General features: G+C 28.8%; 14 protein-coding genes. 8 read left to right on the top strand and 6 right to left on the bottom strand.

Annotated elements, in window-relative coordinates:
- Positions 1–85: 85 nt before the first annotated feature.
- The 6 genes from ACNSOS_RS08625 to ACNSOS_RS08600 all read left to right on the top strand — a co-directional run bounded on the left by ACNSOS_RS08625 (position 86) and on the right by ACNSOS_RS08600 (position 8,515).
- Positions 86–889 (top strand): fumarate reductase cytochrome b subunit, encoded by an 804-nt coding sequence (locus tag ACNSOS_RS08625; RefSeq protein ID WP_418184975.1) that lies wholly within the window; start codon positions 86–88, stop codon positions 887–889.
- Positions 889–2,874 carry a fumarate reductase flavoprotein subunit gene (locus tag ACNSOS_RS08620; RefSeq protein ID WP_113908717.1) on the top strand — a complete coding sequence of 662 codons (1,986 nt, stop codon included), beginning with the start codon at positions 889–891 and terminating at the stop codon, positions 2,872–2,874. Before ACNSOS_RS08625 ends, ACNSOS_RS08620 begins: the two co-directional genes overlap by 1 nt.
- Positions 2,874–3,605 carry a fumarate reductase iron-sulfur subunit gene (locus tag ACNSOS_RS08615; protein WP_113894263.1) on the top strand — a complete coding sequence of 244 codons (732 nt, stop codon included), beginning with the start codon at positions 2,874–2,876 and terminating at the stop codon, positions 3,603–3,605. Before ACNSOS_RS08620 ends, ACNSOS_RS08615 begins: the two co-directional genes overlap by 1 nt.
- Positions 3,606–3,702: 97 nt before the next feature.
- The gene (locus tag ACNSOS_RS08610; RefSeq protein ID WP_418184974.1) at positions 3,703–6,051 is read left to right on the top strand and encodes a dynamin family protein; all 2,349 of its coding nucleotides are present in this window, start codon (positions 3,703–3,705) and stop codon (positions 6,049–6,051) included.
- The gene (locus tag ACNSOS_RS08605) at positions 6,051–8,069 is read left to right on the top strand and encodes a dynamin family protein (RefSeq protein ID WP_418184973.1); all 2,019 of its coding nucleotides are present in this window, start codon (positions 6,051–6,053) and stop codon (positions 8,067–8,069) included. Before ACNSOS_RS08610 ends, ACNSOS_RS08605 begins: the two co-directional genes overlap by 1 nt.
- Before the next feature lie 11 nt (positions 8,070–8,080).
- Positions 8,081–8,515: a hypothetical protein gene (locus tag ACNSOS_RS08600; protein ID WP_418184972.1), complete on the top strand. Its 435-nt coding sequence runs from the start codon at positions 8,081–8,083 to the stop codon at positions 8,513–8,515.
- Positions 8,516–8,541: 26 nt separating this feature from the next.
- Here ACNSOS_RS08600 and ACNSOS_RS08595 read toward each other — a convergent pair whose 3' ends face one another.
- The 6 genes from ACNSOS_RS08595 to ACNSOS_RS08570 all read right to left on the bottom strand — a co-directional run bounded on the left by ACNSOS_RS08595 (position 8,542) and on the right by ACNSOS_RS08570 (position 11,907).
- Positions 8,542–9,543: a beta-ketoacyl-ACP synthase III gene (locus tag ACNSOS_RS08595; protein ID WP_418184971.1), complete on the bottom strand. Its 1,002-nt coding sequence runs from the start codon at positions 9,541–9,543 to the stop codon at positions 8,542–8,544.
- A gap of 12 nt (positions 9,544–9,555) precedes the next feature.
- Positions 9,556–10,575: a phosphate acyltransferase PlsX gene (gene plsX / locus ACNSOS_RS08590; RefSeq protein WP_418184970.1), complete on the bottom strand. Its 1,020-nt coding sequence runs from the start codon at positions 10,573–10,575 to the stop codon at positions 9,556–9,558.
- The gene (rpmF, locus tag ACNSOS_RS08585) at positions 10,575–10,727 is read right to left on the bottom strand and encodes a 50S ribosomal protein L32 (RefSeq protein ID WP_113894257.1); all 153 of its coding nucleotides are present in this window, start codon (positions 10,725–10,727) and stop codon (positions 10,575–10,577) included. The genes plsX and rpmF overlap by 1 nt, the downstream gene beginning before the upstream one ends.
- A gap of 12 nt (positions 10,728–10,739) precedes the next feature.
- A complete protein-coding gene (locus tag ACNSOS_RS08580) occupies positions 10,740–11,120 on the bottom strand; it encodes a hypothetical protein (RefSeq protein ID WP_113908721.1) in 381 nt (126 codons plus the stop codon).
- A gap of 5 nt (positions 11,121–11,125) precedes the next feature.
- Positions 11,126–11,539, bottom strand: a complete 414-nt coding sequence (gene ndk, locus ACNSOS_RS08575) for a nucleoside-diphosphate kinase (protein ID WP_418184969.1) — start codon at positions 11,537–11,539, stop codon at positions 11,126–11,128.
- Between the two features lie 95 nt (positions 11,540–11,634).
- Positions 11,635–11,907 carry a DUF362 domain-containing protein gene (locus tag ACNSOS_RS08570; RefSeq protein ID WP_113894254.1) on the bottom strand — a complete coding sequence of 91 codons (273 nt, stop codon included), beginning with the start codon at positions 11,905–11,907 and terminating at the stop codon, positions 11,635–11,637.
- 167 nt (positions 11,908–12,074) lie between these two features.
- On the opposite strand from ACNSOS_RS08570, the gene ACNSOS_RS08565 reads away from it, so the two are divergent.
- Both ACNSOS_RS08565 and rho read left to right on the top strand, forming a co-directional pair.
- Positions 12,075–12,671, top strand: a complete 597-nt coding sequence (locus ACNSOS_RS08565; RefSeq protein ID WP_026803131.1) for a peroxiredoxin — start codon at positions 12,075–12,077, stop codon at positions 12,669–12,671.
- 156 nt (positions 12,672–12,827) lie between these two features.
- Positions 12,828–14,150 carry a transcription termination factor Rho gene (gene rho, locus ACNSOS_RS08560; protein ID WP_418184968.1) on the top strand — a complete coding sequence of 441 codons (1,323 nt, stop codon included), beginning with the start codon at positions 12,828–12,830 and terminating at the stop codon, positions 14,148–14,150.
- Positions 14,151–14,194: the final 44 nt, after the last annotated feature.

The raw sequence follows: 14,194 nt of genomic DNA, 5'->3' as shown, positions 1-14,194 counted from the left end.
AAAACATCTATACTTTGAAGTAATTTTAAACCATTATTTCGATATTATTTTAGCTAAATCTAAAATCTCAAAGAAAGGATTGCAAATGAGTGACCTAATAGAAGGTTATTTAGGGAAAACAGTTGAAAGAAAGAAAAGCAGACTCCCAGCTAAACTTGATTTTATTCAAAGTTTTACAGGTGGATTCTTAGCTTTATTTATGTGGGCGCATATGATGCTAGTTGCATCTATTCTAGTGTCAAATGACTTTATGTATCAAGTTACAAAATTACTTGAAGGAAGCTTCATATTTGAAGGTGGAAATCCACTTTTAGTATCAATTGCTGCTTTAGTTATTTTTGTGATATTTATAGTACATGCGGCTTTAGGTATGAGAAAATTACCTGGTAACTTTAGACAATACCAATTAATTAAAACTCACTCTAAAAGTATGAATCATGATGATACAAAACTTTGGTTTATCCAAGCATTCACTGGTTTTGCAATGTTCTTCTTGGGTTCAATTCATATTTATATAATAATGACTCATCCAGATCAAATTGGACCATACGAAAGTAGTGCAAGAGTTTGGGAAGAGTATATGTGGCCATTATACATTCTTTTATTATTAGCAGTTGAATTCCACGGAACAATTGGTTTATATAGACTCTGTGTTAAGTGGGGATGGTTTGATGGAGATAATCCAAAAGCTACTAGAAAAGCACTTAAAAAAGTTAAATGGGCTTTAACTGTTTTCTTCTTAGTTTTAGGATTTGCAACACTTGCAGCATATATGAAAATAGGTTATGAAAACTCTAAAAATAATATCCCAAGAGATTCATTTAAGCCATCATCTGCACAAATTATAAATTATGAATTAAAAACTAAAAGTGTTGGAGGAATCGCATAATGAAAATTAATTACTGTGATGCATTAGTTATTGGTGGGGGACTTGCAGGACTTAGAGCTGCTGTTGCTGCACAAAAAAAAGGTTTAAGTACAATAGTTTTATCTTTAGTTCCTGTTAAAAGATCTCATAGCGCGGCTGCTCAAGGTGGTATGCAAGCATCTTTAGGTAACTCAAAAATGTCTGATGGAGATAATGAAGATTTACACTTTGCTGATACTGTAAAAGGTTCTGACTGGGGATGTGATCAAGAAGTTGCTAGAATGTTCGTTCATACTGCACCAAAAGCTATTAGAGAATTAGCTGCTTGGGGGGTTCCTTGGTCAAGAGTTGAAGCTGGAACAAGAGAAGCAGTTATAAATGCTAAGAAAACAACTATTACTGAAGATGATGATAGACATGGACTAATAACATCAAGAGATTTTGGTGGTACTAAAAAATGGAGAACTTGTTATACAGCAGATGCAACAGGTCATACAATGCTATTTGGTGTTGCAAATGAAGCTTTAAAACATAATGTTGATATAAGAGATAGAAAAGAAGCTTTAAGTTTAATTCATGAAAATAATAGATGTTATGGAGCAGTTGTAAGAGATTTAATTACTGGTGAGTTAGAAGCTTATGTTGCAAAAGGTACATGTATCGCAACTGGTGGATATGGAAGAGTATTTAAACAAACTACAAATGCTGTTATTTGTGAAGGTACAGGAGCTGCAATTGCAATTGAAACTGGAATTGCAACTTTAGGAAATATGGAAGCAGTACAATTTCACCCAACACCAATCGTTCCATCTGGAATTCTTTTAACAGAAGGTTGTAGAGGTGATGGTGGAATTTTAAGAGATGTTGATGGTCATAGATTTATGCCTGATTATGAACCTGAGAAAAAAGAACTAGCATCAAGAGACGTTGTTTCAAGAAGAATGATTGAACATATTAGAAATGGAAAAGGTGTTCCTTCTCCTTATGGATACCATGTTTGGCTAGATATTTCAATTCTAGGACGTGAACATATTGAGAAAAACTTAAGAGATGTTCAAGAAATTTGTCAAATATTTAATGGTATTGATCCAGCTGATGAAGGTCCAAAAGGTTGGGCTCCAGTTTTACCAATGCAACACTACTCAATGGGTGGAATTAGAACAAAACCAACTGGTGAATCACAAAAATTAGCAGGATTATTTGCTTGTGGTGAAGCTGCTTGTTGGGATATGCATGGATTTAATAGACTTGGAGGAAACTCTGTATCTGAAACAGTTGTTGCTGGTATGATTATTGGTAACTATTTTGCTGATTATTGTTTAACAAATGATGTGACAATTCCTACGGCTGTAGTTAAAAAATTTGTAGATGAGCAAGAAGCTTATCTTGATGAAATTTTATCTTATAATGGTACTGAAGATATTTTTAGAATTAAGAATAGAATGCAAAATCTAATGGATGAGAAAGTTGGTATTTTTAGAAGTGGAGAACCACTGACTGAAGCTGTTGAAGAATTAAAAGACTTATTAAGAAAAACTAAACAAATAAATGTAAAATCTAAAGAAAAATCTGGAAATCCAGAACTTGAAGAAGCATATAGAGTTCCAAAAATGCTTAAAGTTGCACTTTGTGTGGCAAAAGGAGCAAGAGATAGAACAGAGTCAAGAGGAGCACATTATAGAGAAGATTTCTTAAAAAGAGATGATGCAAACTGGTTAAATAGAACATTAACTTCTTGGCCTTCAAAAGATGCTATTGAACCAGAAATAACTTATGAACCACTTGATATTATGACTATGGAATTACCTCCAGCATTTAGAGGATATGGTGCAAAAGGAATGATTATAGAACATGATGAATCTGCGATTAGACAAGCTCAAGTTGATGAAATAACTGAAAAAATGCAAAATGAAGGAAAAGATAGACATGAAATCCAACATGCATTAATGCCTTTTGATTTACCAATGAACTATAAAGAGAAAAATGAAAGAGCAGGAGATAAATAATGAGTGCAAAACAAGGTAGAGAAATTACAATATCAGTTTTAAAATTCAATCCAAGAAGTAAGGTTTCAAAACCTCACTTTGTTGAATATAAATTAGAAGAAACTCCTGGTATGACTCTTTTTATAGCTTTGATGCAAATTAGAGAAAGACATGATCCAGATTTATCTTTTGACTTTGTTTGTAGAGCAGGTATTTGTGGTAGCTGTGGAATGATGGTAAACGGGAAACCAGCTCTTGCTTGTAGAACTTTAATTGCAAATTACCCATCTGGGAAATTACAATTAATGCCTATGCCTGCTTTTGAATTAATCAAAGATTTATCAGTAAATACTGGTAAATGGATGGATGGTATGAGTAAAAGAGTTGAATCTTGGGTTCATTCAAATCATGAAGTTGACATCTCAAAATTAGAAGATAGAATTGAACCAAAAGTTGCAAATGATACATTTGAACTTGATAGATGTATTGAGTGCGGTATTTGTGTTGCTTCTTGTGGAACAATGTTAATGAGACCAAATTTTGTTGGTCCAGTTGGATTAAATAGAGTTGCTAGATTTGAAATAGATCCACATGATAGTAGAACAGCTGATGATTACTATGAATTAATTGGAGATGATGATGGAATTTTTGGTTGTATGTCTTTACTAGCTTGTGAAGATCATTGTCCAAAACACTTACCATTACAAAATAAAATTGCTTACTTAAGAAGAAAATTAGTAGCACTTAGATAGTTATTTATGAGAGTAAATCTCTCATAAATATAAAAAATAGAAAAAGTTAAATATCATGTATTTATAGATATTTAACTTTTTTTATTTAGGAGAGATGATGAGTTTAGCAAGTGACTATTTTTTACTATACCATGGTATTTCATTTGAAAAAAGTTTAGATATTGAATCTTTAAATACTGTTTTAGATGAAAACAGTTTTACTATTTTTGCACTAATAATTAGTGCTAATAGAAAAAATTATGATAAATACATAAACTTAACATCATTTAAAACATTGTGTCAACAAATAGATATAAAAACACCCTCAAATATTACTGAATTGCATCATATCCAAAGTGATATTGTAGAGATAATATTAAACAATAAAACAAAAAAATTCATAAACATTATTCACTCAACATTTGAATATTTAAAAGATGAAAATATATTAAATAGTGAAAATTACTCTAAATTAATATCTTTATTTGATGATAAAGAATTAGAAAATTCAAATGATGATTTAAATACAAATTTACATAAAATAGATGATGATCATAAAAGTTCATTTAAAGATTTAAAAAATTCAATTGAAAATATTATTAATGAACTCAAAAACGAACTCTCAAATAAAGAAGTTTTGAATGAACTTGAAAATACAAATAAGTATATAAGCAATCAAAAATTCTCTATTGGAATAACTGGTGTTATGAATGCTGGTAAATCTACAATGTTAAATGCTTTAATGGGAAAAGAAATTTTAGGAAGTGCTGTTGTACCTGAAACTGCGAATTTAACTATAGTAAAACATAATATAAATGAAAATGCAAAAGTATTTTACTGGAACACAAAAGAGTGGGAAAAAATAGAAAATTCTGCAAAACAACTTGAAAGTATGAAAGAGTTTGTAAATGAAACTCAAAGAGTTTTTAAAGACAGTCTAAATGATTATATAAAACCTAATTCAAGATTTGATGAAGTTGATATAAATAATTTAGCTTCTTACACTTCTGCAGAACATAGCCAAAAGAAATGTAATTTAGTTAAATATGTGGAATTAGGTTCAAATCTTCCTTTTTTAAGCGATGGTATAGAAATAGTTGATACACCAGGGCTTGATGACCCTGTAATTCAAAGAGAAGAGATAACAAAAGATTACATTAGCAAGTGTGATATGATGTTACATTTAATGAATGTATCTCAAAGTGCAACTTTAAAAGATATTGAATTTATAATTGATGCTGTTTTATATCAAAATATTTCAAAATTATTAGTAGTAATAACAAGGGCCGACACTGTAAGCAAAAAAAATCTTGAAGAAGTTATAAACTATACAAAAAGTTCTATAGAAAAACAACTAAAAGCACAAAATAAAGACTCTCAACTTGATCATATTTTAAAAACAATTAAATTTGTTCCTATTTCTGGGTATATGGCGTTATTACATCGAACTGGACGTGAAAAAGAAGCACTTGAAGCTGGATTTGCTTTAGAAGATACTGGTATTTTAGAAATTGAAAATTATTTAATGGATACTTTATTTGGTAACTCTTCACAAAAGGGAGAGTTGGTAATCCAATCTACAAAAATACAGTTGAATAGACTCATAGATAAACAAATAAGCTTAAATAATTATGAACTAACTCTTTTAAGTAAATCAAAAGATGAGTTAGAAAAAGAACTCCTAGATTTCAATAAAAAGAAAGATGCAAATAAAAGAGTATTATCTTCAATGACAGAAGATATAAATTATTATAAAAATGATGCAAAATCATATATAAACTCTCTTGAAGCTTTTTTAAAAAGTGAATTATCAGAACTTCAAAATATTATCAAACAAAGAGTTGTAAATGATGTTAGATACTCTTTAGAAAAAACTAAAAAACGACCAGAAAATTCAAGAGTAAAAGTTATTGTTGAAACTGCAATAAAAGATGGAATTATTGATGTAATAAGAGATTATAGATATAAATTTATTAAAAAATCTCAAACAATTGGAGAACAATGTGAACAAAAGTATCATGATTTAGGATTTGCAATAGGGCATAAAAATGATAACTTTGATGCTCGTGGATTTTTTCAAGATGATTTCAAATCTGGATTTTTGACTTCAAATAATGAAGTATTAGTATCTCAAGTAATTCAAGCCGTATCAAATGCAAAAGATGGAAAGATGAATGAGCTTGATAGAGCTTTAACAGAAATTATAACAAATGAGTTTTATGCAATTGAAGAGGACATTAAAACAAAAGCCAATAAAGTAAGTTCTATCTTAATAGATACATTCTTTACAACTTTAAATGCACCTTTAAAAGCTTTTGAACAAAGATTAAACAGTGAAGAGCAAAGTTTACAACAACTATCATCATTTGAAGAAAATGATAAAAACAGAGCTCAATTATCTATAAATATTCATAAAAATATAAAAAGACTAGAAAATATCTTGCTTAATATTAAAGGATTACACTAATGAGTGCAAATATAAATATTTTAAAAAGTTTTGTAAATGAATATAAACAGGAAAGTCTTCAAAATGAAATTATATATGAAGATGGTTTAGTAGGAGAAATAAAAAAAACTATTGATAAGCTTCTTGATGAAAAATTTCATCCATCTATTCAATTAAAGGCTATATTAAATAAGCAAATAAGAAGAGCTAGGTATCCTATGGAAGTTGCTATTACGGGGCAATTTAGTGCTGGAAAATCAACATTTTTAAATGCATTACTTTCAAGGAATATTTTGCCAACAGGAATTACTCCAGTTACATCTAAAGTAAATTTTATAAATTATGGTGATGAATACAAATTAAAAATAACATATTATTCAGGAGTTCAAGAATACGCTCCAATAGAAAGTATTGCTGATTTTACAGATCAAAGACAAGATGAAATGAAAAATATTAAATATCTTACTTTATATGCTCCAATGCCTATTTTAAAAGATATTTCTTTTGTTGATACTCCAGGTCTTAATTCACAATCTCAAAGCGATACAGATATTACCAAAAAGGTATTAAAAGATGTTGGTGGAATTATTTGGCTAACATTAATAGATAATGCTGGGAAACTATCAGAAGCTGAAGTACTAGAAGAATATATGCAACATTTTAAAAATAAATCCTTATGTGTTTTAAATCAAAAAGATAAATTAACTAAAGAACAAGTAGAAACAACTACAAAATATGTAAGTGAAAAATTTTCTAAATACTTTGCAAAAGTTGTTCCTATTTCTGCGATTAAAGCACTTGAAGGTAGAGCAAGTCATAAAGATATTTTAGTTGAAGATGAAAAAAATACTATCCTAAATTATTTTAAAGATTACCTATCAAAAGACGATAGTTTAGATTTATTTAAAAATGAATTTGACACTTATCTAAAAAATATAGAGAATATTAAGAATAGTGACAATACTGATAATACAAAACTTTTAGATGATTCAAATATTCAAGAAGTATTAAATTTTATTGATACTACTATACGTCCACAAGCTGCAGAAGCAAAAGAATTTGCCATAAAAAAAGATTTAAAAAGTTTTTGTGATATTTTGTCAAATGAGTATCAAACAATTATAAAAGTTTATGATGCTTTAGTTGATATTTTGGAGTCTTGTGAACCACTTGTAATTGAATCATTTGATAACATATACAAAAAATACTCAAAAGAACTTTACAATATTTATAACTCTTTAGAAAATATTATGGAAAAAATAGCCCAAGAGACATTTAAAAATATCAACAAAAAGAAATCATCAAGATTTGAAGAGTCAAAATCTCTTTTTGGTGGTAAAATAGAAAAATTTGAATATGAAACTTTTTGGATTAACTCTGATGCAGTTTATAAAGCACTATTTTATGATGATCAAACAATAGACAAAATGTTTAAACGGTCAATTAAACTTCTTAAAAATATAGAACTTGATACAGATGAAGCTTTTAGAGATGTTTTTAGAATTGTAAAAAATGATATATCAAAGTGGCAAGAAAATTATGAACTTATAAGAAAACAAAGAGAAATAGCATCAGATATTGAGTTCTCAAATACTAGACACTTTGCTGCAAAAGTTTATGAAAATGTTATAAGAGCATTTTATAAAGCAATTTTGGAAAATATATCAGCACTTAGAAAAAAATTTGCTTATTTTAATGGAGCATTATCTTACTCATATATTCAAATAACTCAAGCAACTATAGCCCATTTTGAACAACAAATATTGGAAAGTGAAGAATTGTATAAAAAAGAACCATCAAGATTCTCAATAAATTGTCCAAGGGAAGATGAAATAGTTGCAAAACTTAAAGCTAATTTTGGTTTCGAAAAAATAGAAGATTTCTTAACTTCAAAAAGAAACTATCTTTTTAAAATTATAAAGTACTCAAAAGAACAATATTTGGATATAAACCAAGATAGAATAGAGTTTGTAAAGAAAGAAAAAGAACAATATCTTGAAAAAATAGATGAACTAAATAAAATAAAAGACGAAATATAAAGGAATAAATTATGTTAAAAAATATTATTGAAAATGATGATTTCAAAAACTTATCACAAAAACATATAAAAGATATTATTCAATATATTATAGATACTAACACAGAATTTAGCGTAGTTGCAAATATAGAAAGTACAAGTTTTAATCCAGATTTGCCAAATGATATAAAATCCAATTTAAATAAATTTTCGCTATTTACACTAGCTGGTTATACATTTACAACCGTAAGAATTGAAGATGATTTTTTATATTTTGAAGCTGGTTTTGGAAAAGATAATTTCGGAAGTGTTCTAAAAATACCACTTTATTCTATTTTACAAATTATTATTGATGAAAATATTATATATATAAATTTAACAGCAACAGTTGATAAATTCAATAACAATTTGGAGAAAAACTCATTCAACGTTTTTAAAAATAATCCTAAAAATAAGAAATTTAATTAAAATTATAAATAGGAGAAATTACTCACCTATTTATCTTTTGGGGAAAATCTAAATAATGCTGACCCCCAAGTTAGTCCACCACCAAAAGCATCAAAAAGTATTGTATCTCCTGCTTTTATTCTTCCTTGTTCATATGCATAATTCATAGCCATTGGAATAGAAGCAGCAGAAGTATTACCATACTTATCAACAGTAACTATAGTTTGCTCTTCATTTAAATTTAAAGCATCTCCAACAGCCTTTATAATTCTATAATTTGCCTGATGAGGAATAAAATGTGTAATATCTGAATTTGAAAGATTATGTTTTTCCATCATATCTTTAACATCAGAAGTCAAAGTTTTAACTGCAAGTTTAAAAGTCTCATTACCTTTCATACTAATACATGCCATTTTATTATCTAAAACTTCCTGCGAACATGGATTTCTACTTCCACCTCCAGCAGTTTTTATTAAATCTTCATAAGTTCCATCACTAGAACAATGCACATCAATAATTGCTTCATCTTTATTTGTCGTAGCACTAATTACTGCCGCTCCAGCACCATCTCCAAAAATAAAACAAGTTGTTCTGTCTTCATAATTTAAAATTGAGCTATATTTTTCAGCCCCAATAATTAATACATTTTTTTTCATTCCAGATTCAATAAAAGCTTTTGCAATACTTAAAGCGTATACAAATCCTGTACAAGCAGCACTAACATCAAAAGCCATAACATTTGGTAATTCAAGCTTAGAAGCTATCAAACAAGCAGTTGAAGGCATACATAAAAAATCAGGAGTAACAGTCGCACAAATAACTAAATCTATATCTTTTTTATCTATATTTGCTCTTTCAATAGCTACTTTTGCAGCTTTAGAACCTAAATCAGAAGATGCTTCATTTTTTTCAGCTATTCTTCTTTCTTTAATACCAGTTCTTTTTGTAATCCACTCGTCACTTGTATCAATAATTTTTTCAAAATCTTGATTTGTCATAACTTTAGGTGGAATATAAGCTCCAATTGATCTAAATGCTGCATATATCATTTTTAATAATCCTTAAACTTCTTGATGACTATTATCTTCTTTAGTTCCATATTTAACTAATCTTTGTTCAATAATAGTATCTAAATTTGAACTAGCTGAGTGTATTGCTTGAAATATTGCATTCATTATAGCTTTAGGATTTGATTTTCCATGAGATATAATAACAGGAGCTTTAACTCCAAGAAGTGGTGCACCACCATATTCTGCATAATCTACTCTTACTTTTAAGTTTTTAAAAACTTTTCTCATTAATACTGCACCAGTGATTGAAATAAGAGATCTTTTAAGATTTTTTTTGATTATTTTACCAATTGTATCTGCAACACCTTCTGCTGTTTTAAGTAAAATATTACCAACAAAACCATCACAAACAACAACATCTACTGTACCTTTAAAAATATCACTACCTTCAACATTACCAGCAAAATTTGGGACTTTAGAAATCAATTTATAAGCTTCTTTTGTTACTTCATTTCCTTTACTTTCTTCTTCACCATTACTCAAAAGACCTATAATAGGTTCATCTATTCTAAGTACGCTTTGAGCATAAGCTTGTCCCATAACAGCAAATTCAAATAAATTTTTGGCATCGCTATCAACATTTGCACCAACATCTAAGACTAATGTATTTTGATTTTCACTTGTTGGCATAAGAGTTGCTATTGCAGGTCTTGAAACACCTTTAATCCTTCCAATTCTCAAAGTTGCTAATGACATAGAAGCACCTGAATGTCCAGCAGAAACTATAGCGTCAGCTTTTCCTTCTTTTACTAACTCTATTGCTTTATAGATTGTTGATTCTTTTCTTTTTAAAGCATCAGTAGCACTATCATGCATACTAATAACATCTTTAGTGTCAAGTATTTCTATTCTATTTAAAAATGAGGGGGGAATAAGTTTTAAAAGTTGTTCTTCATCTCCTACAGCTATTGCCGTAAAATTATTGTTATTTCTAATAGCTAATATTAATCCTTCTATTATAGGCTCAGGACCAAAGTCCCCACCCATCGCATCTATAGCTATTTTTAACATTAGTTTTTATATTCACCAGTGTTTGGATTAACCATATGAGGCATTTTCCAAGAACCATCACTATCTTTTACTGGTCTTTTTAACTCAATTTTGTAATGTGTTCTTCTCTTCGCTGATCTTGTATGAGAAACTCTTCTCTTTGGTACTGCCATAATTATTCTCCTTTAAAATTCTTGTTCAACAAGTTTATCTTTTTGTAAGCACTCTTTACAAATATGGTACTCACTTTTTACGCTGTTTAATTCACTTTCTATTATTTCATCAAAATCAATTAAACTATTTTCTATTTCTATTACTAAAAATTCATCTTTTTCTTCACCTTTAAAGACACCATCACTTAAAACTAGTTTAAGTTCTTCATCTAAAGATAAAATTTCCAATTCAGCACATCTCGAGCAATCTATATCTATGTTGCCACTAAGTTTTGCTTCAATTTTTACTAATGATGACGAAATTCTACAAAAAGTACCTTCAATTTTAACTGAATTAAATTCTGTTTTTAACTCTTTTTTATCAGTTGGTACTTTTTTAAACTCTATTTTCATTTAAATTAACAAATTTCTCTTTGTGCAAAAAAGAAATTAATTTCAATTTCTGCATTTTCTAGTGAATCGCTTCCATGAACTGCGTTTGCATCAATAGAATCTGCAAAATCTGCTCTAATTGTTCCAGCCGCAGCTTCTTTTGGATTTGTTGCACCCATTAATTCTCTATTTTTAGCCATTGCATTTTCACCTTCTAAAACTGAAACTACAACTGGTCCTGAGATCATAAAATCAACTAAATCTTTGAAAAAAGGTCTACTTGAATGAACCGCATAAAAAGCTTCTGCATCAGCCTTACTTAATTGTAATTTTTTTGTTGCAGCTATTTTTAGTCCAGCCGATTCAAATCTGTCTAAAATTTTTCCAACTACATTTTTTGCTACTGCATCAGGTTTAATGATTGATAATGTTCTTTCCATATCTGTTCCTCTATAAATTTTAAGTCGCGGATTATATCTGAAAAAATAAAAAAAGGCAAGTTTATAACTACTTTCCTTGAATATTTTTTAATATATTATTCAACAACTGGTGTACCAACAACACCTCTATCCTCTTTTTCAACTTGACTAGAACCAACTTCATCCCAAACAATGCATCCTTCAGTTGGACAGGCATCAGCACATGCTGGTTCATCATTATGCCCTACACACTCAACACATTTATCTTTATATACAAAATATATATCTTCACCTGTTGGATTATCATCATTATCTACAATAGCACCAACTGGACACTCATCTAAACAAGCATCACAACTAATACAAATATCAGTAATTTTAACTGCCATAAAATATTCTCCATAAAATAAATTTTTTAAACTCTATCATAGCAAAAATAAAAATATTATTAAAGATAAAAATTATTAAATAATAAAACTTGACTATTTTAAGCTTAGTATAAAAAAAAATTGATAGAATTCCAATATTAAATTTTATTATAAAAAAGGATTAAAAAATGTTAGTAACAAAAAAAGCTCCAGATTTTACAGCAACGGCTGTACTTGCAGATGGTCAAATTGTAGAAGATTTTAACTTATATAAAAATATTGGTGAGAAAGGTGCAATTTTATTCTTTTGGCCTTTAGACTTTACGTTTGTTTGTCCATCAGAAATTATTGCTTTCTCAAAAAGAACTGATGAATTTAAAGCAAGAGGAATTAATGTAATTGGTTGCTCAGTAGATTCACAATTCTCTCACTTTGCTTGGAGAGAAACTGCTGTTGAGAATGGTGGAATTGGAAGAGTTAAATTTCCTATGGTAGCAGATTTAAATAAACAAATTTCTAAAGATTATGATGTACTATTTGGTGAATCAGTTGCATTAAGAGGATCTTTTTTAATCGACAAAGATGGAACAATAAGACATGCTGTTATAAATGACTTACCATTAGGAAGAAATGTTGATGAAATGATAAGAATGGTAGATGCAATGTTATTTACAAATGAATATGGTGAAGTTTGTCCAGCTGGGTGGCAAAAAGGTGATGAAGGTATGAAAGCTGACAAAGATGGTGTTGCTAACTACTTAGCTAAAAATGAAGGTAAATTATAATTACCATATTAAAAAAAGGGTATCAGTTTGATACTCTTTTTTAATTTATATTGACAATTTTAAAAATAAATACTAAAATTACACCTAACTTTATAAAACTACAAAACTACATAAAACTGCATATATTATTATGTGAAATCAAAGGCAAATATACTCATGGAAGAGTCTAAAGAAGAAATAAAAACAAAAACTACCAAAAAAACAAGAACTCACATTCCTGTTGAAGGTTATAAAATTGAGCAATTAAGAGAGTTACCACTTGAAACTCTACTTGATATAGCAAATGAACTTGAAGTTGAAAATCCTCAAGAGTTAAAAAGACAAGATTTAATGTTTATGATACTTGCTTCTCAAATAGATGCTGGTGGATTTATCCTATTTACTGGAATTTTAGAAATAAAAGAAGGTGGATTTGGATTCTTAAGAGCAATTGATGGAAATTTTTCTGATACATCAAATGACTCTTATGTAAGTGCTACACAAATTAGAAAATTTGCACTTCGAACTGGAGATATAGTAACAGGTCAGGTTAGACCTCCAAATAAAGATAGCGAAAAGTATAATGCTTTACTTAAAATTGAAGCTATAAATTATCTTCCTGTAAAAGATTCAAAAAACAGACCATTATTTGATAATTTAACTCCACTTTATTCAACTACAAAATTTAAATTTGAATTTGATTCACAAAAATTAACTGGAAGAGTTTTAGATCTTTTTGCACCTATGGGAAAAGGTCAAAGAAGTTTAATAGTTGCTCCACCAAAAACTGGTAAAACTGAACTTTTAAAAGAGTTAGCACATGCCATTAGTAGAAACCATCCTGAAGTTACTTTAATGGTTCTTTTAATAGATGAAAGACCAGAAGAAGTTACAGATATGCAAAGAAGCGTAAAAGGTGAGGTTTATAGTTCTACTTTTGATTTACCAGCTCAAAACCATGTAAGAGTTGCTGAAATCGTAATTGAAAAAGCAAAAAGACTTGTAGAAATGAAAAAAGATGTCGTAATATTACTTGATTCTATTACAAGACTTGCTCGGGCATACAATACTGTAACTCCTAGTTCAGGTAAAGTTCTAAGTGGTGGAGTTGATGCAAATGCTTTACACAAACCAAAAAGATTTTTTGGAGCTGCACGTAATATTGAAGAAGGTGGAAGTTTAACAATAATATCAACCGCTTTAATAGATACTGGTTCAAAAATGGATGAAGTTATATTTGAAGAATTCAAAGGGACTGGAAATAGTGAAGTAGTTCTAAGTAGAAATGCTGCAAATAAAAGAGTATATCCTGCTATTGATATTACAAAATCTGGTACAAGAAAAGAAGAACTTTTACTTAGTGCTGATACTTTACAAAAAACATGGATTTTAAGAAATGCAATGAGTGAAATGGATGAAGTTGATGTTCTTAAATTCTTATATCCTAAAATGCAAAAAACAAAAAATAATGATGATTTTTTTGCTTCAATGAATGAATAATAACTTAAAATATGCTTAAATTGAAGAAAAAAGAGTATAAATTT

The organism is Aliarcobacter vitoriensis (genome assembly GCF_048320235.1).
GTDB lineage: Bacteria > Campylobacterota > Campylobacteria > Campylobacterales > Arcobacteraceae > Aliarcobacter > Aliarcobacter vitoriensis.
Note: the sequence above shows the minus strand (reverse complement) of the source record. Positions and strands in the feature narration are given on the sequence as shown.

What these genes read in the sequence shown, in the direction of transcription:
- ACNSOS_RS08625 (WP_418184975.1), top strand. Translation starts at nt 86, where the DNA reads ATGAGTGACCTAATAGAAGGTTATTTAGGGAAAACAGTTGAAAGAAAG.
- ACNSOS_RS08620 (WP_113908717.1), top strand. Translation starts at nt 889, where the DNA reads ATGAAAATTAATTACTGTGATGCATTAGTTATTGGTGGGGGACTTGCA.
- ACNSOS_RS08615 (WP_113894263.1), top strand. Translation starts at nt 2,874, where the DNA reads ATGAGTGCAAAACAAGGTAGAGAAATTACAATATCAGTTTTAAAATTC.
- ACNSOS_RS08610 (WP_418184974.1), top strand. Translation starts at nt 3,703, where the DNA reads ATGAGTTTAGCAAGTGACTATTTTTTACTATACCATGGTATTTCATTT.
- ACNSOS_RS08605 (WP_418184973.1), top strand. Translation starts at nt 6,051, where the DNA reads ATGAGTGCAAATATAAATATTTTAAAAAGTTTTGTAAATGAATATAAA.
- ACNSOS_RS08600 (WP_418184972.1), top strand. Translation starts at nt 8,081, where the DNA reads ATGTTAAAAAATATTATTGAAAATGATGATTTCAAAAACTTATCACAA.
- ACNSOS_RS08595 (WP_418184971.1), bottom strand. Translation starts at nt 9,543, where the DNA reads ATGATATATGCAGCATTTAGATCAATTGGAGCTTATATTCCACCTAAA.
- plsX (WP_418184970.1), bottom strand. Translation starts at nt 10,575, where the DNA reads ATGTTAAAAATAGCTATAGATGCGATGGGTGGGGACTTTGGTCCTGAG.
- rpmF (WP_113894257.1), bottom strand. Translation starts at nt 10,727, where the DNA reads ATGGCAGTACCAAAGAGAAGAGTTTCTCATACAAGATCAGCGAAGAGA.
- ACNSOS_RS08580 (WP_113908721.1), bottom strand. Translation starts at nt 11,120, where the DNA reads ATGAAAATAGAGTTTAAAAAAGTACCAACTGATAAAAAAGAGTTAAAA.
- ndk (WP_418184969.1), bottom strand. Translation starts at nt 11,539, where the DNA reads ATGGAAAGAACATTATCAATCATTAAACCTGATGCAGTAGCAAAAAAT.
- ACNSOS_RS08570 (WP_113894254.1), bottom strand. Translation starts at nt 11,907, where the DNA reads ATGGCAGTTAAAATTACTGATATTTGTATTAGTTGTGATGCTTGTTTA.
- ACNSOS_RS08565 (WP_026803131.1), top strand. Translation starts at nt 12,075, where the DNA reads ATGTTAGTAACAAAAAAAGCTCCAGATTTTACAGCAACGGCTGTACTT.
- rho (WP_418184968.1), top strand. Translation starts at nt 12,828, where the DNA reads ATGGAAGAGTCTAAAGAAGAAATAAAAACAAAAACTACCAAAAAAACA.